This is a genomic window from Pseudomonas graminis (assembly GCF_004364335.1).
GTDB lineage: Bacteria > Pseudomonadota > Gammaproteobacteria > Pseudomonadales > Pseudomonadaceae > Aquipseudomonas > Aquipseudomonas graminis_D.
The window spans coordinates 1-21,904 of record NZ_SOCR01000006.1 but is presented as its reverse complement, the minus strand read 5'-3'; the positions used below and the strand labels follow the sequence as shown (position 1 = coordinate 21,904).

At 56.8% G+C, this 21,904-nt stretch carries 21 protein-coding genes and 1 pseudogene; 7 read left to right on the top strand and 15 right to left on the bottom strand.

Annotated features, from left to right (window positions below; all coding sequences use genetic code 11):
- Window positions 1-645 carry a hypothetical protein gene (locus tag EC919_RS12255; protein ID WP_133774274.1) on the top strand — a complete coding sequence of 215 codons (645 nt, stop codon included), beginning with the start codon at window positions 1-3 and terminating at the stop codon, window positions 643-645.
- Window positions 646-1,012: 367 nt separating this feature from the next.
- Here EC919_RS12255 and EC919_RS12250 read toward each other — a convergent pair whose 3' ends face one another.
- From EC919_RS12250 to nadC, 3 genes are all read right to left on the bottom strand, one after another.
- Window positions 1,013-1,507, bottom strand: coding sequence for an Hcp family type VI secretion system effector (locus tag EC919_RS12250; RefSeq protein ID WP_133774272.1), 495 nt, complete (start codon window positions 1,505-1,507; stop codon window positions 1,013-1,015).
- 435 nt (window positions 1,508-1,942) lie between these two features.
- The gene (locus tag EC919_RS27585) at window positions 1,943-2,071 is read right to left on the bottom strand and encodes a hypothetical protein (RefSeq protein ID WP_133774270.1); all 129 of its coding nucleotides are present in this window, start codon (window positions 2,069-2,071) and stop codon (window positions 1,943-1,945) included.
- A gap of 356 nt (window positions 2,072-2,427) precedes the next feature.
- Window positions 2,428-3,276: a carboxylating nicotinate-nucleotide diphosphorylase gene (nadC, locus tag EC919_RS12240; protein ID WP_133774268.1), complete on the bottom strand. Its 849-nt coding sequence runs from the start codon at window positions 3,274-3,276 to the stop codon at window positions 2,428-2,430.
- A gap of 383 nt (window positions 3,277-3,659) precedes the next feature.
- Here nadC and EC919_RS12235 point away from each other — a divergent pair, with 383 nt between their 5' ends.
- The 5 genes from EC919_RS12235 to EC919_RS12215 all read left to right on the top strand — a co-directional run bounded on the left by EC919_RS12235 (window position 3,660) and on the right by EC919_RS12215 (window position 11,547).
- The gene (locus EC919_RS12235; protein WP_133774266.1) at window positions 3,660-5,906 is read left to right on the top strand and encodes a DUF1631 domain-containing protein; all 2,247 of its coding nucleotides are present in this window, start codon (window positions 3,660-3,662) and stop codon (window positions 5,904-5,906) included.
- Between the two features lie 117 nt (window positions 5,907-6,023).
- The gene (ampD, locus tag EC919_RS12230) at window positions 6,024-6,572 is read left to right on the top strand and encodes a 1,6-anhydro-N-acetylmuramyl-L-alanine amidase AmpD (protein WP_133774264.1); all 549 of its coding nucleotides are present in this window, start codon (window positions 6,024-6,026) and stop codon (window positions 6,570-6,572) included.
- 15 nt (window positions 6,573-6,587) lie between these two features.
- A complete protein-coding gene (gene ampE / locus EC919_RS12225) occupies window positions 6,588-7,424 on the top strand; it encodes a regulatory signaling modulator protein AmpE (protein ID WP_133774262.1) in 837 nt (278 codons plus the stop codon).
- A 431-nt stretch (window positions 7,425-7,855) separates the two neighbouring features.
- Window positions 7,856-9,265, top strand: coding sequence for a putrescine-ornithine antiporter (potE, locus tag EC919_RS12220; RefSeq protein WP_133774260.1), 1,410 nt, complete (start codon window positions 7,856-7,858; stop codon window positions 9,263-9,265).
- The gene (locus EC919_RS12215) at window positions 9,262-11,547 is read left to right on the top strand and encodes an Orn/Lys/Arg decarboxylase N-terminal domain-containing protein (protein WP_133774258.1); all 2,286 of its coding nucleotides are present in this window, start codon (window positions 9,262-9,264) and stop codon (window positions 11,545-11,547) included. The genes potE and EC919_RS12215 overlap by 4 nt, the downstream gene beginning before the upstream one ends.
- Before the next feature lie 42 nt (window positions 11,548-11,589).
- Here EC919_RS12215 and EC919_RS12210 read toward each other — a convergent pair whose 3' ends face one another.
- From EC919_RS12210 to EC919_RS12195, 4 genes are all read right to left on the bottom strand, one after another.
- Window positions 11,590-11,862, bottom strand: a complete 273-nt coding sequence (locus EC919_RS12210; protein ID WP_133774256.1) for a hypothetical protein — start codon at window positions 11,860-11,862, stop codon at window positions 11,590-11,592.
- Between the two features lie 104 nt (window positions 11,863-11,966).
- Window positions 11,967-12,815: an HPP family protein gene (locus tag EC919_RS12205; RefSeq protein WP_166650535.1), complete on the bottom strand. Its 849-nt coding sequence runs from the start codon at window positions 12,813-12,815 to the stop codon at window positions 11,967-11,969.
- 195 nt (window positions 12,816-13,010) lie between these two features.
- Window positions 13,011-13,292, bottom strand: coding sequence for a hypothetical protein (locus EC919_RS12200; RefSeq protein WP_133774254.1), 282 nt, complete (start codon window positions 13,290-13,292; stop codon window positions 13,011-13,013).
- Between the two features lie 454 nt (window positions 13,293-13,746).
- Window positions 13,747-14,925, bottom strand: a complete 1,179-nt coding sequence (locus tag EC919_RS12195; RefSeq protein WP_133774252.1) for a sugar transporter — start codon at window positions 14,923-14,925, stop codon at window positions 13,747-13,749.
- 393 nt (window positions 14,926-15,318) lie between these two features.
- Between EC919_RS12195 and EC919_RS12190 the strand changes: the two genes are divergently transcribed.
- Complete coding sequence (locus EC919_RS12190; RefSeq protein ID WP_133774250.1) at window positions 15,319-15,522, top strand: DUF6021 family protein; 204 nt, start codon at window positions 15,319-15,321, stop codon at window positions 15,520-15,522.
- A gap of 152 nt (window positions 15,523-15,674) precedes the next feature.
- Here EC919_RS12190 and EC919_RS12185 read toward each other — a convergent pair whose 3' ends face one another.
- From EC919_RS12185 to EC919_RS12145, 8 genes and pseudogenes are all read right to left on the bottom strand, one after another.
- Window positions 15,675-15,995: a YceK/YidQ family lipoprotein gene (locus EC919_RS12185; protein ID WP_133774248.1), complete on the bottom strand. Its 321-nt coding sequence runs from the start codon at window positions 15,993-15,995 to the stop codon at window positions 15,675-15,677.
- Complete coding sequence (locus EC919_RS12180) at window positions 15,992-16,438, bottom strand: DUF1493 family protein (protein ID WP_133774246.1); 447 nt, start codon at window positions 16,436-16,438, stop codon at window positions 15,992-15,994. The genes EC919_RS12185 and EC919_RS12180 overlap by 4 nt, the downstream gene beginning before the upstream one ends.
- A 557-nt stretch (window positions 16,439-16,995) precedes the next feature.
- On the bottom strand, window positions 16,996-17,880 hold the full coding sequence (locus EC919_RS12175; RefSeq protein WP_133774244.1) for a hypothetical protein: 885 nt from the start codon (window positions 17,878-17,880) through the stop codon (window positions 16,996-16,998).
- 133 nt (window positions 17,881-18,013) lie between these two features.
- Complete coding sequence (locus tag EC919_RS12170; protein WP_133774242.1) at window positions 18,014-19,138, bottom strand: RelA/SpoT domain-containing protein; 1,125 nt, start codon at window positions 19,136-19,138, stop codon at window positions 18,014-18,016.
- Window positions 19,139-19,160: 22 nt separating this feature from the next.
- Window positions 19,161-20,366: an Arm DNA-binding domain-containing protein gene (locus EC919_RS12165; RefSeq protein WP_133774240.1), complete on the bottom strand. Its 1,206-nt coding sequence runs from the start codon at window positions 20,364-20,366 to the stop codon at window positions 19,161-19,163.
- 206 nt (window positions 20,367-20,572) lie between these two features.
- The gene (locus EC919_RS12155; RefSeq protein WP_133774236.1) at window positions 20,573-20,770 is read right to left on the bottom strand and encodes a hypothetical protein; all 198 of its coding nucleotides are present in this window, start codon (window positions 20,768-20,770) and stop codon (window positions 20,573-20,575) included.
- A gap of 206 nt (window positions 20,771-20,976) precedes the next feature.
- Window positions 20,977-21,141 (bottom strand): annotated as a pseudogene (gene csrA / locus EC919_RS27420) (carbon storage regulator CsrA); the annotation flags it as partial.
- A gap of 135 nt (window positions 21,142-21,276) precedes the next feature.
- On the bottom strand, window positions 21,277-21,585 hold the full coding sequence (locus EC919_RS12145) for a helix-turn-helix transcriptional regulator (protein ID WP_133774232.1): 309 nt from the start codon (window positions 21,583-21,585) through the stop codon (window positions 21,277-21,279).
- Window positions 21,586-21,904: the final 319 nt, after the last annotated feature.

Genomic DNA, 21,904 nt, shown 5'->3' with positions numbered 1-21,904 from the left:
ATGGATGAGTTTTGCGATACGGTGTCCAATAGCAGCCCGACATGGGGGCTTCTTGATGTCTTGATGTGGAAGGTTGTTCCAGAGCCTTTAGGTGGTGGTCGGGCCTATATACAGCGGTTCAAAGATGCCTGGGTAGTCCACAACAAGCTAATCATCAAAGCGGCTGCGCTTAAATACGCACTTCCCGTCGAGCTTGTGGCTGGGGTTTGCTGGATTGAAACCGGTGGTGATCCCAACTTTATTGATAGAGTGGCTTTTGAGGTGCGTGCGTTCGATCACATTGGTAATTTTTCAACTGTGATTACGAATCCGCCGTCAAAAACTAGCTTTGGATGGGTAAGTATTCAACTTAAAACCGCCGCTTTGACAATAGGCTTAGATCCAGAGCAGATGAATGTAAGCCAGTTACGGAGTTTGTCTTACTGTCTTGAGCGCGATGTGTACAACATTGATCTGGCTGCCAAACATCTGCGAATGCTTGCCGATCACGATGGTTTTACTTCCATTGGGTTAGATGAGGTCAGAGTGATTGGTGCTCGCTACAATAGGGGGATGGCCTTGTCGCTAGATAAAATAAAAGAAAATACTAGATACGGAGATTTCATCGTAAGAAACTGGCTTCGTTTTAGTCGGCTTATGATGTGAATATTATGAGTAAAAATAGAAATGTATTGCGCGTAATTTTGTATGTCCTCTTTTTCGTTCTTTTGTTCATGTACGCATTATTTCATGGGTCCAAGTACGACTGGATGGACTCGCTAGACTCTGCGCAAAGCTCCGCAGGTGTCTTGGTGGAAGATGAATCTAGCAATCGGTCAGTTTTTAGGGGCGTGATTCTGGCGCTGGTAATAGGAGTGCAGTTTATAATAGTTTCTAAATGCTCTAGGCTGGAAGCGGCGCTGACAACAGCATTGCTTGCTTTAACAGTCATAGCCTTCTGGTAATGTGTAGGTCCGCCAGCGCCACTGGCGGACCTTTGCGCCGATTTTCTCAGCGACTATCACCCATATGTTTATGCGAAGGGTTTATTCGCTGTCCGGTCCCAGCCACCGGATACGATGCCCGCACTTGCTCCATCAACCCGTCGTTGCTGTGTATATTCGAATTTGATACGTCCATAATTTAGAGTTATGGTTTCTACAGGCAGGCCCGCAAATTCGGCGCCTTGACCACTTACGGTAGATATCAATACTTCTTCTAAAACAATGTCTAGGTACTTGAATTTTTCAGCCCCCGCCCGGTGTATGCGAATAGTCACATGTTCGATGTGCGACCCTCTGCAACACAGTTCGAATAGTTTAGGTGTGGCCCGGTCAATGTATTTGGTAACGCGGAAGTCTCCTAAGCTGACGCCTCCTGCGGATGCGCCGCCATTTGAGCTGGCAGACTGACTGATTGACTGGATAGCATCGTAGTGATACGAGAGTAGCTCGACCCAACCCTTGTGATCAGCATCAAGCGACTCTCCTTCAACACCGTTTACCTGCATGAATGCGTCGAATGACATATTAGCTTCCTGCTCTTGACTGTTGGGGGGGGGAATCCTAACTTATGATCCTCACCATTGCCAGTCATGTGACCGCACCTAGTCCCAAGCTCTCGTAGGAAAGTGAGCGTGCATCTCAGTGTGCGAAATCACCTTGCAGTCTCACAGATATCACTATGAGCCCTATGTTGCGCTATTGGCGGGGAAGTGACGCTCCATTACAAGTCAGCAAACCGAATAGTTAATTTCCCCAGGTTGGGGTAACTGATTCGAGTTTGCAACCAAGCTGGTTATCTGAATTGGCCTCGTGACAGTGAAGTGCTATCTCGCAGTGGGTGAAACTCCATTCGAGACGGTACTGGTCTGTGTTGAGATGCTCGGCTTGATTAAACGACGGGAAAACCCGGTCTTAAGCACCGGGCTTATTGGTATCCAACACCCGCATCATCCCGCCAATCAACAAATCCCCGGCGGAATTCCGTCCTTGTTGAAATCCTTCAGCCGCTCCTTTTCTTCCTCAGTCGAATGAGCCGGCACGTCCTTCTCGGGTTGTTCTTTTTCGTCAGGTTTCTTCTCATCAGCCATCGTCATCTCCTCATCCGTCCTATCAAAATCCCAAACCACAAAGCCTCAAGCCCAAACCGCTGTCTCGCTGTTGATCTGCGCCATAGACGTGGCATTGGACTGCCTCTGCCGATGCAGGTCTTCGCGCATTCTGGAAAAATTAAGCGGCTTCGACGGTAGCTGCCTGATCACGACATCCGAGATCAGGTATTCACCGCAGTCACGGCACACAACAACCTTCCCACCCTGCGTCGACTCACGCTGCTGAGCTTCGATCGCGCACAGATAACAATTCATGCCCGTTCTCCCCATCAAGGTAATAACAAGCAGAGCCCGAGCAACCTTGGCAGTTCAACCTTAATGACGTCGCAACGCTCTCAAACGCTCAACCGCATCGACAAATCCACCGCCTTCACATCCTTAGTCAGCGTGCCAATGGAAATGTAATCAACGCCAGTCTCAGCGATAGTGCGCAAAGTCGCGTCCGTCACACCACCACTGGCTTCCAGCTTGGCGCGACCCGCAGTGAGGCGCACGGCTTCGCGCATGTCCTCCAAGCTCAGCTCATCGAGCATGATGATGTCGGCGCCGCCGTCGAGGGCTTGGTTGAGTTCGTCGAGGCTTTCCACTTCGATTTCCACAGGTTTGCCCGGCGCGATCTTGTGCGCAGCGGTGATGGCTTCGGCAATACCGCCACAGGCTGCGATGTGATTTTCTTTGATCAGAAACGCATCGAACAGCCCGATGCGGTGGTTATGGCAGCCGCCACAGGTGACGGCGTATTTCTGCGCCATTCTCAGGCCGGGGAGGGTTTTGCGTGTGTCGAGCAGTTTGACCTGAGTGTCCGCGACCATGTCCGCGTAGTGCTGCGCGCGGGTGGCAACGCCTGACAGCAGCTGCAGAAAGTTGAGCGCGCTGCGTTCCCCCGTCAGCAAGGAGCGGGCGGGGCCTTCTAGATGGAACAGCGCCTGATTGGGCTGCACGCGATCGCCGTCAACAACCTGCCAATGCACGGCGACGCGTGGGTCAAGTTGACGGAAAACAGCGTCAACCCACGCCGTGCCAGCGATCACCGCTGCGTCGCGGGATATCACAGTGGCCTTGGCCAGTCGCTCCGCCGGAATCAGCTGCGCGGTGATGTCGCCACTGCCCACATCCTCGATCAACGCACGGCGCACGTTGGCTTCGATTTCGGCAGCGAGGGCGTCTAGACGTAGGTTTGGCATATCAGGCTCCGCGGACTAAGTGTGCGGAGTATATGGCAGGCGCGTGTACCAACCCACGTGCGCCAGGTGTCCAGTCGGGTGCAAAACCTGCACTTTGTCGGGTTTTTCATCGGTTATGCGACAGATTGTGATTTTGAGTGTCTATCGCTGCGCACGTCTCTTCGCCGCCTCCTATTATTCCAACTAAGGCGAAGTGTCCGCTGGCGAGCGGGCCTGATTTAACCGATACTTTCGCCTTGTATTTGACGCCATAGTGTTGACGTCAGCCTGCTGCATCCCAAGGGATAAATTTTTAGATCCGTCCGAATGGAGTCGAGTCTTCATTCGCTGCGGGGTGTAGCTGTTGTTAAAGCAGTTGTGTCGACGGTGTAGAGGAGTCCTTGATGCAGAACGACGGTAATAAGGTGGTGCCCTTGAAGGCGGGCCCGGATCATCCGGGGTCCTCGCCTCTTGCTCGGCTGCCCGTCGTCCTGCTTCAGGTCCGTGACCGGGCCGCGCAGCAGTTGAAGGAAAGTCTGCAGACGCTGTTTGATAACGCTGACGATACGCTCTTCGAAATGGCTGACCGTGCTCACAACAACGCTGAGCAGAACCTCTTCTTCGAAGCCATGCGCGACTTGCGCCTGAAGCGCAAAAGCATCGAGCGCAACTTTCTCGACAAGTTTTTCGAAGCATTCCTGCGTCTGGGCCAGTACGAAGTCGCTGAGCCCCCGATGCCCGAGCCCGTTTCCTACGACAAGCTCGCGCTGGTTCACAACGACGACCTTGAGCGCACCGTCGCAGTAGACGCCATGGTGGTCAAGGTCATGAGTCGCGACGGTATCGCCCTCGGTCAATTGACCACGCGTTTGAACGTACTCATCCCCCAGCCGTTGACTGACGAGACCAATCCGTTGGGTCCGACGCTGCTGTGCGACTATTTTCTGCAGGCCGGGCGCAGTCTCGGCGTTGAAATCAAGGTGAAGCTGATCATTCTCAAGCTGTTTGAGAAGTACGCCCTGAGCAACGCTGATCAGCTCTATGAGGAAGCCAACCAGTTGCTAATTTCCGCAGGTGTATTGCCGGAACTGAAGGCATTGCCGTCCCGCCGCTCCACTGATCGTATCGCCAGCGTGCCGCCTTCGAGCGAGGCCGTGCGTGCCGACAACGCCGCCATCCTTCAGGCCACGGAAAGTCTCGATAAAAGCGTGCAGGACGTGTTTTCTGCCCTGCAGGAATTGCTGGTTTATGTGCGTGGCCACCTGACGCCGCGCCCTGAGTCGGTGACCGATGCGCGCCCGATTTCCAGTCAGGACCTGCTGCGTCTGTTGTCCCACTTACAGCAGTACGTGCCGAAAGCCGAAGAGAGCGACGACTTCGACCTGCGCGCCCAGCTTGAGCAGTTGATCAGCCGGGTCAGCGCGAGAAGCGGCAAGTTTCGTGTCGTGGGCACGATGGATGAGGACGTCATCAACCTCATCTCGATGCTGTTTGAATTCATTCTCGATGACCGCAACCTGCCGAGTTCGCTGCGCGCGTTGATCGGCCGTTTGCAGATTCCGATGCTCAAGATCGCCGTCATCGACAAGAGTTTCTTCAGCCGTGGCAGCCACCCTGCGCGCCGGCTGCTGAACGAAATCGCTTCGGCAGCCCTTGGCTGGGGTGGTCGCGACGATACCCAGCGCGACACGCTTTATGCCCGCATCGAGCAGATCGTCCAGCGCCTGCTTCATGATTTTGTCGATGACCCGGCAATCTTTACGGAGTTGCTGGTGGATTTCCTGGCCTTCACCAGCGACGAGCGTCGTCGCAGTGAGCTGCTTGAACAGCGCACCCGTGACGCCGAACAAGGCCGCGCGTTGGCCGAGTTGGCCCGACAGCGGGTGCAGCAGGCGCTGAATGATCGCCTGCTCGGCAAGACCCTGCCTCAGGTGGTTGTTCGCCTGTTGCAAGAGGCGTGGAGCAAAGTGCTGTTGCTCACGTGCCTTAAGCACGGTGATCAGTCGGTCGAGTGGACGTCAGGCCTTCAAGCCATGGACGATCTGATCTGGAGCGTCGAGGCCCATGACGAGCCGGAAGCCCGGCAGCGTTTGCTTGAGCTGGTGCCTGGGCTGCTGAAGTCCCTGCGCGACGGCTTGAGCAGTGCTGCCTTTGACCCGTTTGCCACCAGTGAATTCTTCAGTCAGCTCGAAGTGCTTCACGTCCAGGCATTCAGCCATGTGGCGCGGACGCCAAGAGGCGATGCGGAAGGCGAGCAGCCCCAGTCTACTAACGGCCCCACGATGATGGCGGTGGTTGAGGAGATCGTGTTGGTTGGCCCGGGCGAGCAGATTCAGACTGAACCGTCGATGCAGTTACCTGCCGACGACGAAGGTTTGATACAAGTCGAAAAGCTCCGTCTTGGCAGTTGGGTCGAGATCCACGAGGACGAATCCCACAAGCTGCGCTGCAAGCTGGCGGCCATCGTCGAGCCAAGCGGGCGCTTTGTTTTCGTCAATCGCACCGGCATGAAGGTACTCGAGAAAACCCGCATGGGCCTGGCGGTGGAATTCCGTCGCGGTACCATTCGTGTGCTCGACGACGCCTTGCTGTTCGACCGCGCACTGGAGTCGGTACTGGGCAATCTGCGCAAGCTCAAGGGCCAAGGCTAGATCGGTCCTACGACTTGTAGCTGCGAATCTGTGCGACCCCAGCGTAGATTGGCCATCCACATCCTTTCTCGTCGCGGGCATACTGCGCGCTGTCGTTTCACGCCTTAAGGACTTCCCATGCATCTGGACCCTGCCACCGGCTGGTGCCACGGCGCTCAGCATTGCCCCTCACCCAATTTCAATGCCCGCCCGGAAAACGAAATTTCGTTGCTGGTGATCCACAACATCAGTCTGCCGCCGGCGCAGTTCAAGACCGGCAAGGTCCAGGCTTTTTTCCAGAACCGGCTGGACGTCACAGAACACCCTTACTTTGAAGGCATCGCCGAGCTCCGTGTGTCTGCGCATTTTCTGATCGAGCGAGACGGAGAGGTGATTCAATTCGTGTCCTGCCTCGACCGTGCCTGGCATGCGGGTGTGTCGGTGTTCGAGGGGCGCGAGACATGCAATGACTTTTCTGTTGGCGTCGAGCTTGAAGGCACTGATGATCAGCCTTTCACCGACGCGCAATATGAGGCGTTGATCGAGTTGACTCGCCAGTTGCAGGTGGCGTGGCCGGCCATTACGGTGCAACGCATATGCGGTCACAGCGACATTGCGCCGGGACGCAAGACCGACCCGGGTCCGTGTTTTGACTGGGCGCGGTTTCGTGCCGCCCTGGATGTTTGAAGTGAGGAATAGTCGATGAGTTTTCTGGTTTTGCTGCTGGCGGTCTGGATCGAGAAGTTCTCGGCCCTGCGCCAGCGTATTCAGCGCGACGGGCCATGGCTCAATCAACTGAGCCGGCTGGAATCTAATCCCCGCTCAGCCAAACGGCCGTGGTGGATTTTAATGGTGACGGTGGTGCTGCCTTTGGTGGTGCTGGCCCTGGTGTTGGTGATTGTCGGCTCGGTGGCCTATGGCTGGCTCGCGCTGCCGATCCATTTGCTGGTGCTGATTTACAGCCTGGGCCGCGGTGACGTCAAAGCCACCCTCGGTTCGTTTCGTGACGCCTGCCGTCGGGGTGATCAGGAAGCGGCGGTGCTGGTTGCTGAACGGGACCTGGGTGTCCAGGCCGAGAATGAAGAGCAGCTATTGGGCGGCGCTCAAACGTATTTGCTGTGGCAGATTTATCAGGGCTTTTTCGCGGTGATTTTCTGGTATTTCGTACTCGGCCCGGTTGCTGCACTGGCGTACCGCTTGCTGGCCCTCGCTTCGGAGCACGGCAAAACGCCGGCGCTGGTCGAGCGTGCGACCCAGGCAAGGCACGCATTTGACTGGGTGCCCGTGCGCTTGCTCGCAGCCAGCTTTGCGCTAGTGGGGAATTTCGTCGCGGTCAGCCGCGTGATGCTCAGCGAACTGCTCAACTGGAACATCAGCGCCTCGCGCCTGATCAGTAAGGTCGGCTGCGTCGCCGGCGAGGTCCCCGCGCCAGTGGTGGGCGTCGAGGGCGTCAACAGCCTGGACGTTTTGTGGGAATTGCTCATCCGCTCGGCCATTGTCTGGTACGTCGGCTTTGCATTGATCACGTTATTCGTATGAATCGATAGGAGCCGCTTGCTGGCGAACGCGTGGGATCAGTCGACATCTTTACGTCTGACCTGCCTCGTGTCGCCAGCAAGCCGGCTCCTGTACTTTGAGTGTGTGCCTAGCCTTATTCATGGGCAGTTCTCCGCGAAATAATGCCCGCGGCCACGAGGCTATTCGTCATCCGATTGATATAGGTCAATTGCACGCTGATTTCTGACGCTATCCTCTTTTGTCTCCGGCCAGGCGCCGCCATCCCTCTGAACTAACAGTTCTATTTCGCGTTATCTACCCTCTCAAACACCTAACTAGCCCAAGTAAAGATGGCTGGTCGCCAGCAAATAGCAGTCGGCTATTTCTTGATTAACAAGACGCTGTTTTCTTGATTAACAAGCATCCTTTGCTATAGGTAAACCTCCTTTACTTCTTTCACATAGGGCAACGGAATGGCAGTCGCTAAGAAAATGAGCGTGGGCCAGCTCACGATGTTGACAGCGGTCAACATGCTGGGATCCGGAATCATATTGTTGCCCACCAAACTCGCCGAGGTCGGCGGCATTTCCATCCTTTCCTGGCTGATCACGGCCACCGGCTCGCTGGCTCTGGCCTACGCCTTTGCGCGGTGCGGCATGCTGAGTCGCAAGACGGGCGGCATGGGCGGCTACGCGGAATACACCTTCGGCAAGTCAGGCAACTACATCACCAACTACACCTACGGTTTGTCATTGCTGATTGCAAACGTGGCCATCAGTATCACCGCAGTTGGATATATTCAGACGCTGTTCGATATCAAGTTGGGTTCGCTTGAAGTCGGTCTCGCCACTATCGCGCTGTTATGGATTACCACGTTCGCCAACTTCGGCGGCGCGAGTATTACCGGCAAGATTGGCGCGGTGACCGTATGGGGTGTTATTGCCCCCGTCGTGCTGGTCTCGACCATCGGCTGGTTCTGGTTCGACAGCAGCACCTATGCGGCCGGATGGAATCCTCACGACAAAAGCTGGTACGAAGCCGCAGGCGCTTCAGTGGCGATTACCTTGTGGGCGTTTCTCGGCCTGGAGTCGGCGTGCGCCAACGGCGATGCGGTGGAGAACCCCGAAAAGAACGTGCCTATTGCCGTGCTCGGCGGGACCCTCGGCGCCGCAGTGATCTACATCGTGTCGACCAATGTCATCGCCGGCATTGTCGGCAACGCGGAACTGGTTTCTTCAACCGCGCCGTTCGGGCTGGTGTTCGCCAAGATGTTCAACCCCATGATCGGCGACATCGTCATGGGCCTGATGGTGCTGGCTTGTGTCGGCTCATTGTTGGGCTGGCAGTTCACAGTGGCTCAGGTGTTCAAAAGCTCGGCGGACACCGGATACTTCCTGCCGATCTTCGCCAAGGCCAACAAGCACGGAGTGCCCATCATCAGCATGTTGATCCTGCTGGCGATCCAGACCGCACTGGCGCTGCTGACCATTAGCCCCGACCTGGCCAAGCAGTTCGACACGCTGGTCAATCTTGCGGTGGTCACCAACCTGGTGCCGTACATCCTGTCGATGGCAACGCTGATGACCCTGCAAAAGATCTCCAACGTGCCGCCGCAAAAAGCCCTCATCACCAACATCGTCGCTGGCATCGCGACCGCGTACAGCTATCTGGCACTGTACAGCTCCGGCGCCGAAGCGTTGATGCTTGGCGGGGTGGCGACCATCGTCGGCTACACCTTGTTCGGCTTCGTCAACACTCGCTTGATCAAGCTTGAAGCGCTGAACAACAGCGTGCCGACCCAGACCGTTGCGGCGCAGCACATCGTCGGCGAACCGATCCCCGTCAATAACCTGAACCTGGCCAACCTGGAGACTCGACCATGAGCGACAACAGACACTTGCTCGGCATGCTGGCGCTGCTGGTCAGCAGCCAGCCCGACAAACGCAGCGTGTTCGGCCGGGCCCTGATCCAGCTGATCAGCGACGTGGAAGATCGCTCCATCAGCGTGCTGACCTCCGAAAGCCTGAGCGACGCGAAGTCGATCCTCAGCTCTGATCCCGCTATCCAGTGTGTGCTGCTGAGTTGGGAGATGGACGACAGCCAGGATCACCATGAATGCATCAATTTGCTCACCGCCTTGCGTGAGCGCAACACGCGGGTGCCAGTGTTTCTGATCAGCGATCGCAGCACGGCGTCAAGTGTGCCGCTGATTGTCATGCAGCACGCCGATGACTTTATCTGGCTGCCGGAAGACACCAGCCGCTTCCTCAGCGGACGCATCATGGCGGCCATTGAGCGCTATCGGCAGGCAGTCTTGCCACCGATGTTCGGCGCGCTGCTGAAGTTCGCCCGCAGCTACGAATATTCCTGGCACACTCCGGGCCACGCCGGCGGTACGGCCTTTCTGAAAAGCACCGCAGGCCGTGCGTTCTACGAGTTCTTTGGCGAAAACCTGCTGCGCTCCGACTTGTCGATTTCCGTCGGCGAACTGGGCTCGTTGCTCGACCACAGCGGCCCCATCGGCCAGGGCGAGCGCTATGCGGCGAAGGTGTTTGGCGCCCATCGCACGTACTACGTGACCAACGGCTCCTCGATGTCCAATCGCGTGATCCTGATGGCCAGCGTGACCCGTGATCAGATCGCCCTGTGCGACCGCAATTGCCACAAGTCCGTCGAGCACGCGATGACACTGTCCGGTGCGATCCCCACCTATCTGGTGCCGACCCGGAACCGCTTCGGCATTATCGGCCCGATCCTGCCACGGACCCTGAGCCCCGAGAGCGTCAAAGCCGCCATCGCCAGCAACCCGTTGGTCAAAAGCCACATCGATTTGACGCCGGTGCATGCAATTGTCACCAACTCCACCTACGACGGCCTGACCTACAACGTCACACGCGTCGAAGAGCTATTGGGGCAAAGCGTGGACCGGCTGCATTTTGACGAAGCCTGGTACGGCTACGCGCGCTTCAATCCGCTGTACAAAGACCGCTTCGCCATGCACGGCAGCCCGGACGACCACGATCCGTCCAAGCCCACGGTGTTCTCCACGCAGTCGACCCACAAGCTGCTCGCGGCGCTGTCCCAGGCCTCGATGATTCATGTCCGTAATGGTCGCAACCCGATTCCTCACGGGCGGTTCAACGAGTCCTACATGATGCACGCGTCGACCTCGCCCAATTACGCGATCATGGCGTCCTGCGATGTCAGCTCGGCGATGATGGAAGCGCCGAGTGGACAGATTCTGACCAACGAATCCATCGAAGAAGCGGTGGCGTTCCGTCAGGTCATCTCGCGCATGCAGATCGACATGCTGAGCCGCGACGACTGGTTTTTCTCCTGCTGGCAGCCGCCTACCGTGCAGGTCGGGGCTACGGCGATTGCGTTTCACGAAGTCGATCCCATCCGGCTCAAGACAGATCCAAACTGCTGGGTCTTGCACCCCAACGAGGTGTGGCACGGCTTCGGCGACATCGAAGACGGCTACTGCATGCTCGACCCGATCAAAGTGTCCATCCTCAGCCCGGGCATGGGCGACGACGGCAACCTGCTGGACTTCGGCATTCCGGCCTGTGTGCTCAGTGCCTATCTGGACCACCAGGGGATCATCGTCGAAAAGACCACCGACTTCACCATCCTCTTCCTGTTCTCCATCGGCATCACCAAGGGCAAGTGGGGCACGCTGGTCAACGCGTTGCTCGACTTCAAGCGCGACTACGACACCAACCTGGAACTGGAACTTTGCCTGCCCGAATTGCTGACCGCGAACCAGCAGCGCTATGCCGGCATGGGGCTTAAGGATCTGGCGCAAGCTATCTTTGCCGCGATGAAAGAGACCAAGACCACGGCCGCCATGTCGAAGGCGTTCGGCACCTTGCCCAAGGCGGAATTCAGCCCGGTGGAGGCGTACGAGAAGTTGGTCAAGAACGAGGTGGAGCAGGTCACCCTCGAAGAGGCCGCCGGGCGCACTGCCGCGACCGGCATCGTGCCGTATCCGCCGGGCATCCCGCTGTTGATGCCGGGTGAAAACGCAGGGCCTGCGGACGGGCCGCTGCTGGCCTATCTTCGGGCGCTGGAAAGCTTCGACCGGTCATTCCCCGGCTTCACCCATGACACCCACGGGATTGAAAGCGAAGCGGGGGTTTATCGGATGCTGGTGTTGAAATAGCTTCAGCGCTGGAAGAGACGCGCCGTCTGGCGCACCTCCATCTCAGTTGCTCTGGGCCTTTTGCAGCGCCTGCTGCGTCAGCGCCACACATTCGCGCCCACCGTCATCGTTGTGCCGCGCCAAGGCCGCTTCGGCGCGGTGCACGGTCGTGTCGATATCGCTTTTCACCGCGTCGCTGAGATTGGGGTTGGCGACTTTCGCGTCACGAACCTTGCTCAGGTTCATCTGGCACTGATTGTTGTCGTCGTTGGCAGTTGCCGTGAAGGGCAGGGCACAAGCAGTCAGGAGCAAGCCGGCGAGCAGGGCGTGTTTCATGTTGGTTTCCGCAGAAGTAGGGGTGTGGCTCGTTATCTGTACGAGCTTTCCGCATCAGACCTCAGATTCCGGATTTCCGCCAGTGGGTGCTTAACGCGAGGCTGTCACTTGACCAGCGTAATGATGCCCACCACCTTCTTGTCGCCATCCAGCACCGGCAGGTACTTGCTGTCATTCCTGGCGAGCATGGTCATCGCATCAGCCATCGAGTGCTCCAGCGACAGGCTTTGCGTACCGCGCGCGAGAATCCGCGTGGCGTCGATATCTGAACGGTTGCGCCGCAGCGCGTGCTCTTCGGTCTTGTGCAGAATCTCCTCAAGGTCCTTGCGGGAGACATCAACGAACTCGCCCATTTCCTCCAGCGCCTTGTCGAGATCCTCAGCGTTGAAGCCGTCACTGTTGAGCGGCACCTGTTCGGGCACCGGCAGTTCCCTGGCCTGCGCCTTGGGGTAACGCACGCTCGTCAGGTTGTTGTAGATCAGCGCGCCGGCCAGCAGACACACCGCGTTGAGCATTACCGGACCAAGCACGTGCAGGCCCATGGGCGACAGCTCGTTCTTCGACGTGACGATGCAGATCGCGACTGCCGCAGCGGGCGGATGCAGGCAGCGGAACACGCACATGAGCAGGATGGACGAGCAAACCGCCAGGCTGGCGGCGTTGATTGTGTTGCCAAGTAGCCTGATGGACAACAGCGCCACCAGCGCGGCGATCAGGTAACTGCCAAGGATCGACCACGGCTGAGCGAGCGCGCCGGTCGATACGGCGAACAGCAGCACTGCCGACGCGCCGACCGGACCGAGCAGGTGCAGCGTGATGTCGATGCCATACAGCTCGCGGCAGAACACTGCACTGACGAAGATGCCCAGGCACGCGCCGATTGCGGCGCGCCACCACTCGGCAGGATGAGTGTTAGACGAATGGGGGATAAAACTGCGTAAGAGGTTTTTCACGATCAACACATTTCAAGGGAGGGGGGACAAAGCGCGGGGATTTTCAAGGCATTGGCCGGCCAAGGCAAACGTGAATGGCGCTGGCTTGATTCAACATGCGTGAGACATGGGACAGATGCGCGCAAAAGAAAGCCACCCATGTCGCCAAGGTCGGGGTTACCTGGCTGCAGGGGTGGCAATGTGCAAAAACTCTATTTACAAGCTGCGCGACTGAACTGACTGTCGAGTTCGACGTGCAGGTCGGGCCTCTTCAACTTCCAGCAAGTGCATGGCCAATACGTCAGTCAAAAACCGGAACTGATCGTTGAAGCCCACCACCTCATTACTGAAGTGGTTTTCCGCCGATGGCATCATGAAACCGCCGAAGCGGTTGTCCTCAACGAGACCATGGCTGTTCTTGCGGGCAACGACATGTTGTGAGAAATAGTTTTTCCCAAATGAGGGAAAACCAACGTGCAAAGTGACGTCTCGGGTCATGTCGATTGCTCCGCATCTAACAGGAAGTTGAAAGCGTGAAAGGTGCTGATTAGTGTCAGCTACTTGGCCTTAGTTGGCCGGTGCCACAACACGACTGTCCTCTTCGTCCGCAGTCATCACGACCGATGTCAGATCGAAGAGTTTGAGGGCGACGACGTAGCTGGTGAGAGCTGCAAGCGTCAAGCAAGTAAGGAGATGAACGATCATTTTTCCTGCCCTCGGTTCGTGTTTGGGTGTGAGGGCGATGGTACGCCCATGAGTTTTGAGCGGAAGGCATTCGCGGGAATGTTGGTTATCGATGGGAATGATGGATCGGGACTCCCACCGTAGGAGCGCGCTTGCCCGCGAATGCGTTCAGGCAGGCGCATCAGACTTCCTGACCAACGTGATTCGCGGGTAATCGCGCGCCTACCGCAGGTCGTGCATCTGCCCGCCTGACCGTTGGTTTTGTTGCCTACGCCCGAATGGTTTCGCCATACCGATGCGTCGCCAGGCACGCCAGCAGCAACCCACTGATCGCCACCATTCCGCCGACCAGACCGATGTTGGCCACGCCGAGCTGGCTGATCACCACGCTGCCGAGCAGCGCGCCGCCGCCGATGCCGATGTTGTAGATGCCCGAATGCAGCGCCATCGCCACATCCGTAGCGTCCGGCGCCATCGCCAGCACCTTCGACTGCATCACCAGACCAAAGCACATGATCGCCATGCCCCAGACCACGCTCAGCGTACCCATCGACGAGGCATTGCCGGACAGCGGCAGCAACAGAATCAGACACGCCGCCAGCGCGCCGATCGCGGTGATCAGCAGACCGCGCGGGTAACGGTTGTTGTAGCGGCTGAAGATCACTGACCCTACGATCCCGGCGCCGCCGAACAGCAAGAGGATAACGGTGGTCATGTCGCCATTCATCTTCGCCACGATCTGTGCGAACGGTTCGATGTAGCTGTAGGCTGTGAACTGCGCTGTGACCACCAGAGCGGTCAATAGATAAAGCGACATCAGCGCCGGGCGTTTGAACAGCATAGGCAGGCTCTGCAACGAACCCGAGTTCTGGCTCGGCAACAGCGGCAATGACTTCATCAACACCAGCACGGTCAAGCCCGAGGCAATGGCAATCGCCAGGAACGTTGAGCGCCATCCCAGCGCTTCGCCCAGCACGCGCCCCAGTGGAATGCCGAGCACCATCGCCAGCGCGGTGCCGGTTGCCAGGAGGCCGAGGGCTTGAACCTGCTTGCCCTCGGGCGCCACTCGCACGGCCAGCGATGCGGTGACCGACCAGAACACGGCGTGGGCCACGGCGATACCGACACGACTGACCAGCAGCATGCCGAAGCTCGAGGACAGGCTCGACATCACGTGGGCGGCGATGAACGTCAGAAACACAAACAACAGCAATTTGCGACGCTCGATGTTGCGGGTCAGCAGCATCATCGGCAGGGAGGTCAGCGACACGATCCACGCGTACACCGTCAACATCAGGCCGACCTGGGCAGTGGTCATGTCGAAGCTGTGGCCGATGGCGCTCAACAAACCCACCGGCACAAATTCCGTGGTGTTGAAGATGAAGGCTGCCAGGGCCAGCGCGATGACGCTCAGCCAACTTCCGGTGTGTGCGTTAGTGGTATTCATTAAAACGAATGCCCTCCTGAAAAATTCGGTTGGCCGCGTCCCCAACAAAAACGCCGACAAGCAGGAAGACCGCTCGAGGCGTTTGCCTGGGCGGTGCATGCGGTCAGCTGAATATTATGAGTATGGGGAGATGCGACGAGATGTTGCGGATACTACGCCGTTGTCATCGTTGTCACAACGCAGCGCCCCCATGAAGAGGGGCGTTCTTTTGTCGCAGGCGGGCTGCGGCGCTTGCTTTCAGCAGCGGCGACAGAAGTGAGGCGTGATGAGATCCGCGTTCAACCTGAGGCGCCGCCTACAAAACCGCCCGTCTAATCCGGGGCACTTGGCGGGCTCAGGGGATTCTCATGGTTATGGTGCGGATAACTCGCACGTAAACGAGGAGATTGAATCATGGCTAACGACACTTCGCTTACAGGGACCAGCGCGCAGACGGATCCGGACAAAGAGCTTGGCTTCAATGAAGAGTCGCCCGATGTCTCCGACCCGCAGGTAGACCCGACTGAACCTGCGCGTACCGAGAATGATCCGGTGACTGACGAGCCAACCACTCGCCGCGGTAATGACGAGCCGTTGCCGGGGAAGGGCGGGGTCTGATCGACTCGCGCTGAATCCACAAGCCCTGCTGAGTGAAGCGGGGCTTTTTTATGGCCGACCTTCGGCGAGTCATCGAGGTGTCGCGCTTCCAGGGCTGCCAAGGTTTCGCGGCAACCATCGTGCGTGCTAACGGCGTGCTAATGGCGTGCTAATCAGCGCTGCTTGCGCGTGACGGGGATGACGCCGAGCTCATTCTGCTGATAGATCGTGTAGGGCAAGACGAGGGTGTCTGTGATCCCTGAGAGCAACATGTCAGCCGCAGCGATTGGCGCGGCGTCATGAACGCCATACCGTTCCGGCGCATTCAGGGTGCAATACCCGTAAGCGAAGCCGCTGTAAACTCGGGGGATCTGGGAACAATACGAATGCCAACCCGCCAGATTGTCCGATGCCTTGGGCGGGTTGTAGAGCGTGATGACTGTGCCGCAGCCGGTTAAGGTTGTGATGAGGAATGCTGCAATCCATTGCTTCACGGGGAGTCCTTGTTTTGAGGTTGGTGTTGCATCTTATACCCGGTTAACGGTATGTCGGCTTTCCGCTGGTATAGAGGAATATTGCTGTAGTGAACTTCGTCCAGCAGTGTCGGATCCCAAGTCTTCGTTATGGCGGCCAAGTACAACATGCCTAGCTTGATCGGTATTTTCCCTCGCCTATCCTTGCCCCGTCTGAATGAGAGCAGGTCGTAACCTTCCGGCACGAAATATCTGTAGGCGTCATAGTTTCCGAGGTCCACAGAGAACCGCTGGAAAAACTCAGGCATCAGCTCGTTCGCGTCATCCCCTTCAATGCCCAGCTGACGATTGAGGTCTGTCGATAGACTCAAATCTTTAGACGCATTGGCGCCGAACTCAAATGTTTCTTGGATGCACTCTATTATTTTGCCCAGCAGTTCATAATCAACGTCATCGTTGTCCATTCGATATACCTGATAGTCAGGGCGCGCATCGGCAATGGAGGTCCCCAGTAGCCTAGCCGAGATCAAATTGCTCGGTCAGCTCTAGCTTTTATATCCGCGTATCTTGGCGTACGTATAAGCGCTGCGTCGAAGTCTGCGCTGACGTCAGACTCCCACCTCTTGGTGCCATGCAGACTGAATATGACTCTGACCAGCAAGGTCAGCCCGACGCCTATTACCGCAAAAATGGCCCGTCCATCATCCACGCCTCTACTCCCTGTGATGGTGAAGGTCTGATAAGTACCGGCCACCAGTCACCGCTTCAGCTCAACCGGGGCACACACCCATGTCTCGCAGGAAGCCGATGGCACGTAGATCCCGCTTGATTGAGCCCCTATGCATGGTCTTCTGGGCTCATTACCACTCGACGCCCCACCGCGAAAAACTCAAACCGCACAAAAAGGCACAAAAAGGCACAAAAAAAGCACTTGCGCGAAGCGCTAAGTGCTTGATTTGTATTGCGTGTTTGGTGGAGCCGGGGGGATTTGAACCCCCGTCCCGCCTTTTAAAACCGCGGGCTACGAGCAGAGAGCTGTCATTTTGCTGTCATTACCGCTCAGGTCATCTGATGGATCTGCTCCTAGGTAACCGTTTGCCCGGCTAATTTCTACAATTTCGCCTACCGCGGCAAGTGCGCCGCCGAAAAGCTCCATTGCATCAAACTCCAGATCTTCGACCTTACAGATCATATATTCGGCTACTGATGTTTTTGCACCTTCTACGTGGTCAAAATCCATCGTGAGAGGATCGAAGTTGAAAATTGTCAACTCAGCGTCCGGATCTTCCTCCCGGTTTATCGTAGGATAACCTCCCATTGAGGTGATCGCCCCGTGGATTCCGACGTAAGTCCATATGGTGAATCGTCCTGGTTTGCCAAAGAAAGTCATGCTACAACCGCCGCCGTTAGCTCCATGCGCTTCTACCGAGTAGATTCGGGACTTTTTCTGATCAATCAACTTCCTGTGATGCACCCTCGAAAGCTTACCAATAGTTACGAGCCGGGAATCTATACCGGCAATGGGTTGGGTTGCGCGTAGCCACTCCGTAAAAAGAAATATCTTTGCATCGAGCTTGTCGCTTGTAGTAAGGCCCTTTGTCATTTTCCCCAGAGCTGAGCGAAACATTTGCTCGTCTGCTGCATAGGGGTAATAAACATCCTTGGCAGTTCGTTCATTCTGCTCTTCTATAAATATAGAGCTCCAGACCTTGAATGTTATTTGATCTAAGATATTTTTTATGGACGCTATGAGCTCTAGGGTCTCAATCCTGCTTTCTCGACTGGTTTGTTGGTCTGGCTCGCATTTGGAGAACTCTTCGGCTATGAGCTCAAGCTTTGAGTAGGCCTTTGCTAATTGAGCCTCGAGGTCATCGACAAAATCTGTATCAGGTTGTATGTCAATCATGTGGATACCAAAAGAGTTATGCTTATTGACGAGATCATCGTGGCTCTGCTGAGGCACCATATTCTTAAGTCAACACAGTCGGTCTTATCTCTATAGCGGAGGAAATAGCCGAAAGGCTGGCATATAGCTAACGTTATTGTATGATTACCCGACGTGGGCGCCGGCGTGGTTTTCTCAGGTCGCTAAGCGAATGATCACCTTCCCAGTTGTCGAGCGCTGTTTTGATCTTGCGAATCAGCTCCACAAACTTCCCTGTATCCAAGAAGTAATTAGGGTATGCCTTTCTCAGGGCTGCTAACGACTGTGCCGCGACCAATACCACCTGGATATTACTTTTATCCTTCGCCCATTTCTCACGAGCCAGGTACTCAGTGGTGGCCTCAGGAAGCGCGCCCCTGGCGAAGCCTTGGACACTTACGTTCATTCCCGCCGCATCAAGTTCGAGCAGATAATAGTGGGTTTTCTCTCCGCTGGTATCCTTGAGGTGCTCAACAATACTGTTATACATTTCTAGTTTTTTTATAACCTCGAGCTCTTGCTCAAGGGACATCAAAGTCTCTAGGATTTGTCGCTCATTCATTAGGTCATGAGCGGGTATAACCGAACACTCTTCGATTATTGCGAAACCGGACGAAGCGAAGCGAAAAAAATCGAGCCATTCATCGCTGCCGACACTGGACTTCAGTGCTTGATTCAAAAATACACCTGCAGTTTCTACTGCGGTTGCCCATGCGTGCTGAAGATCGTTGCGAATCTGGAGCTCAATCTGCAAACCCTCATATGCTTTCGCCCCGCCTTTGCGGTTGTTGTATTTGTAAATGAGATGAATGCCGCGATAGCCCGAATCTTTCGGCGACTTTATATAGTCATGCTCAGACACCAATACATGATCAAACTTGCTGTTTATTACGTAAGAGTCTCTGAGGGCGTAGATTTCGTTGGTGGTTTTCACAACTGCACGTAACCCACCAATGTCCTGCATCCGCGACAGACTCATATTTTTGAAGCGTTCCAGCTTTGACATGATAGAGGGGATCCGCTTCAGGCGTTGCCCGACAAGTCCGTCGATGCCAAGCGAGTTCAGCTTTTGTCTAAGCCCGGCCTGAAACGTGTTTACCGGGTAGCTATGACTTGAGCGCCAGTTGTTGAGGATTTGCAGCGCTTCTTCAAACTCATCGTCAGTCGCATCATCATTGAAAAGCATCGCTCCAGCGCGCTTTACCTTCTCTTTGCTGTAGAGGGGGACAACCCATGCCATTTTTCCATTCCTTGGAGGAGACCTATTTGCTGCGAAGAATGGCATTTTGATTGTGCTCAGGCAATTGTTCTTTGTCGCCAGGACTGGCTGCCCACGCCGCTACTGCTTTGGACCCCATCGACTCCTCATCATTGGTCATCCAGCGCCCGTAGACTCTCGCGATCATGGTCCAATCAGAATGCCCCATTTGCTTTGCCACCCACATGGGATGTTCGCCCGCAGAAAGCATCATCGAAGCGTAGGTGTGTCTAGTTTGATAGGGGCGCCGGTATCGTACACCTGCCTTCTTGATCGCATGTGCCCACATAGTCTTCCTGATAGGCCCATCGCCAGCCCAACGTTCGAGCGTTCGCGGGTTTTGGAACACCTCGTTGCCGGCCAAATACGTGTATTCCTTCTGCGTCCTTAGGGCCCCGGACGCAGGACCAAGCAACTTGACTGAACGCCTGCCTGCGGCGGTTTTAGGAATCTCAGCCACTCCCTTTGAAGCCTGAGTCATAGCTTTAGTGATCATTATCTCGCCCCGAATCCAGTCCACGTCGCCCCAGTCTAGCGCCACCAGTTCGCTCGTCCGCAGGCCTGTCCAGAACGCAAACTGCACCAGGTTTGCGGCCTGGCCTTCGAGCGCGCCTATGATGGCGTGCTGCTCTTCCGGACTGAATGGGTCGACGTCATCCTCGTCTGTCGGAGCGGACTTACGCTTGTAAGTCCAGCCCGCCATCGGATTGTTCTCAATCAATTCCTCGTCGACCGCCTCGGTGAGCGCCGAGCGTAGGCAGCTCTGGATATTGCTCAGCGTCTTGTTGCTGGTTTCCAAGGTGTCGAGCCAGTCTTTGATCATCTTCCGTTTCAAATCGACCATCATGTGCGCGCCCAGGGCGGGGACTAGGCGGTGCTCGACGAGCTTGCGATAGCCGTCGAACGTACTGCTGGCCAAATGTTTTTTCTTAGATGCAAGCCACCTGGTAAGGAAGCCTGCCACCTTTTCCCGCGAAGCCTCCGGCGCAAACTTTGCAGCCCTGGCCGAGCCCGGGAACGTGACCGCGTAATCGAACGTGCCGATCGAAATCGCATGCTCGATCGCGGCCTTGTGCTGCTCGGCTTTCTTCAGATTAGTGGCGGTGGGCTTGAGCGTGATGCGCTCGCGGCACCGGACGCCCCGATACATGAACGTGATTTCGATACTCGAATCGGAGACTGCCCGAACTCCCCGCCCATCTCTACCCATGACTCATATCCCTCTGTGTCGATCAGCGTCCGGCCGTCCGGAGCCTTGTACCAAATCTCGCCAAGCCGCCAGATGCCATCACGGATCTTCGAGCGGATAGCGTCCTCGCTGTAGCCAGACTCGCTGGCGAATTTCCTGATGGTCATGTAGCGCATTGGGTTTACTCCTGACTCGTCAGGTTCTTTGTTGTTGGTGACACTGACGCGTCATTGCTGTGGATCGCTGCTGCCCGAGTCAGCTACTGCGCGCAGCTTCAAGTCGATGCCGCAGGAGTTGGCCAAGGTCGTGAGCTGGCCAACGGTGGTAGCTGGTTCTTTTAAAGCCTGGCCGAAGCGGATCAGCCGATCGCCCAAGCTTTCGAACTCAGTACGCAGGTGAAGCTGACTGCCCTGGGACATGATCATTGGCCTGCCTTCACACCAGATCGATATCCCGCGAGGAAAACCACGTAGGCGTCCTGGGCGTACTTGTTCGCGAAGCCAGAGCCTTCCCGCTCCAAATCCTCGGGCGCAAAACCTGCGGGGTTTTCCTTCACGAAGAGGGAGCGCGGATCGACTTCGGCGGCCACCCGCTTGATGCGCTCATCGATATGCACCGGGCCGGTCGCGCCGAGCTCCCGCTGGATGCGCTGGTACACCTCCTCACGATGCACTTCGACGCTGGTAGGTGCCTGGATGCCGACGCGCGCCTGCTGGCCTTGGATGCCAAGGATGGTGACGGCGATCTCGCCATCGATGCGGAGGGCTTCGCCTATACGGCGGGTGAGAATTAGCATTGTCCTTTCTCCTGGCCGAGTGAATCCCGGCCGCGTTCTATGACTGCGCAAAAATGTTGGTTGTGGTTAGTGGTTCAGATCAGCCTGAGCACCGGACTGCGTCCCCGCTGGAGGCACACGCCGCTGCGAAAGCGGTCATGCGAGAAAGATACCGTCGTGGATATCCGATTCATCCTGCTGGGGCGATTGCGCAGGCGCGGAGAAGGCAATTAACCCTTGTATTATCGAAGCCACAACGAGATCTCTAATTGTCCGACAGCCCATTTTGAATCGTGCCGATTCGAGACGCTTTTCGCAGGTCTTCGGCGCGACGCCCATCGAGCGAGCAATCTGCTTCACGGTCATCCCGCCAGCTGCAAGTAACGTCGCCTCCAGCTCACGCTCGGCCAGCCCACGGCCCAGGAAACCCGTCCAATCGCCAACGTTGAGAGTGGAAGTGATCATGATGAAGCTCCTTGCAGGGTTAGTGGCGCAGGTGGTTTACCGCTGTAATGGGCGAACTATACGAATGCTCATATTTCCAGTCAATACGGAAATGCATAATTTTTTGCGTGGCGCATTAGAAAGCCCGCTGATTGGCGGGCTGTCTGCGGGGGGGGGGGGGGGGGGGGGGGGGGGGGGTGGGGGGGGGGGGGGGGGGGGGGTGGGGGGGGGGGGGGGGGGCGGGGGGGGGGGGGGGGGGGGGGGGGGGGGGGGGGTGGGGGGGGGGGGGGGGGGGGAGGGGGGGGGGGGGGGGGGGGGGGGGCGGGGGGGGGGGGTGCTC

Coding starts and splice junctions, on each gene's coding strand:
- EC919_RS12255 (WP_133774274.1), top strand. CDS start 1: ATGGATGAGTTTTGCGATACGGTGTCCAATAGCAGCCCGACATGGGGG.
- EC919_RS12250 (WP_133774272.1), bottom strand. CDS start 1,507: ATGTCATTCGACGCATTCATGCAGGTAAACGGTGTTGAAGGAGAGTCG.
- EC919_RS27585 (WP_133774270.1), bottom strand. CDS start 2,071: ATGGCTGATGAGAAGAAACCTGACGAAAAAGAACAACCCGAGAAGGAC.
- nadC (WP_133774268.1), bottom strand. CDS start 3,276: ATGCCAAACCTACGTCTAGACGCCCTCGCTGCCGAAATCGAAGCCAAC.
- EC919_RS12235 (WP_133774266.1), top strand. CDS start 3,660: ATGCAGAACGACGGTAATAAGGTGGTGCCCTTGAAGGCGGGCCCGGAT.
- ampD (WP_133774264.1), top strand. CDS start 6,024: ATGCATCTGGACCCTGCCACCGGCTGGTGCCACGGCGCTCAGCATTGC.
- ampE (WP_133774262.1), top strand. CDS start 6,588: ATGAGTTTTCTGGTTTTGCTGCTGGCGGTCTGGATCGAGAAGTTCTCG.
- potE (WP_133774260.1), top strand. CDS start 7,856: ATGGCAGTCGCTAAGAAAATGAGCGTGGGCCAGCTCACGATGTTGACA.
- EC919_RS12215 (WP_133774258.1), top strand. CDS start 9,262: ATGAGCGACAACAGACACTTGCTCGGCATGCTGGCGCTGCTGGTCAGC.
- EC919_RS12210 (WP_133774256.1), bottom strand. CDS start 11,862: ATGAAACACGCCCTGCTCGCCGGCTTGCTCCTGACTGCTTGTGCCCTG.
- EC919_RS12200 (WP_133774254.1), bottom strand. CDS start 13,292: ATGACCCGAGACGTCACTTTGCACGTTGGTTTTCCCTCATTTGGGAAA.
- EC919_RS12195 (WP_133774252.1), bottom strand. CDS start 14,925: ATGAATACCACTAACGCACACACCGGAAGTTGGCTGAGCGTCATCGCG.
- EC919_RS12190 (WP_133774250.1), top strand. CDS start 15,319: ATGGCTAACGACACTTCGCTTACAGGGACCAGCGCGCAGACGGATCCG.
- EC919_RS12180 (WP_133774246.1), bottom strand. CDS start 16,438: ATGGACAACGATGACGTTGATTATGAACTGCTGGGCAAAATAATAGAG.
- EC919_RS12175 (WP_133774244.1), bottom strand. CDS start 17,880: ATGATTGACATACAACCTGATACAGATTTTGTCGATGACCTCGAGGCT.
- EC919_RS12170 (WP_133774242.1), bottom strand. CDS start 19,138: ATGGCATGGGTTGTCCCCCTCTACAGCAAAGAGAAGGTAAAGCGCGCT.
- EC919_RS12165 (WP_133774240.1), bottom strand. CDS start 20,366: ATGGGTAGAGATGGGCGGGGAGTTCGGGCAGTCTCCGATTCGAGTATC.
- EC919_RS12155 (WP_133774236.1), bottom strand. CDS start 20,770: ATGATCATGTCCCAGGGCAGTCAGCTTCACCTGCGTACTGAGTTCGAA.
- EC919_RS12145 (WP_133774232.1), bottom strand. CDS start 21,585: ATGATCACTTCCACTCTCAACGTTGGCGATTGGACGGGTTTCCTGGGC.